The organism is Actinacidiphila polyblastidii, assembly GCF_036353415.1.
In the GTDB taxonomy this organism is placed as follows: Bacteria; Actinomycetota; Actinomycetes; order Streptomycetales; family Streptomycetaceae; genus Actinacidiphila; species Actinacidiphila polyblastidii.
Genome location: NZ_JAZEWV010000094.1, coordinates 1 through 431, shown reverse-complemented (window position 1 = coordinate 431; position 431 = coordinate 1). Strand labels below are relative to the sequence as shown.

Below are 431 nucleotides of genomic sequence, written 5' to 3'. Positions count from 1 at the left end.
GTCGCGGCGCCCGCGGCGCAGGAGGACGCCGCGGCGCACACCCCGGCGGCGGGCCTGATCGGCACGCCGTTGGCGCGCAGCATCGCGCGCAGGTCGAGGATCAGCGGGAAGACCTCGTGGTTCCAGTCCGCGCCCTGCTCGTTCCAGGCGTGCTGCTCCGCCTCCACGGCCATCCGGTCCTCCGCGAAGACCCGTTCGGTGAACCGCCGGATGAAGGGCCAGGCCAGGTCGAGGGCCGCGCCGAACCGCGGCTTCTCGATCATCAGCAGGCCGTGCACGTGGTTGGTGCGCTGCGCCGCGTCCTCCGGCACGTAGGCGACCCACAGGCTGAAGGCGGGTTTGTCCGCGCCCTCCGGCTCCAGGCGGAGCGTCTGGTAGGGGTACTCGGTACGGATGGTGAGGACGTCGGGGGACGTCCGGCCGCCGCGGCC

The 431-nt window shown here is 73.5% G+C and carries 1 pseudogene; it reads right to left on the bottom strand.

The annotated features are described in order from the left end of the window. Positions 1 to 431 (bottom strand): annotated as a pseudogene (locus V2S66_RS34375) (aromatic ring-hydroxylating dioxygenase subunit alpha); the annotation flags it as partial.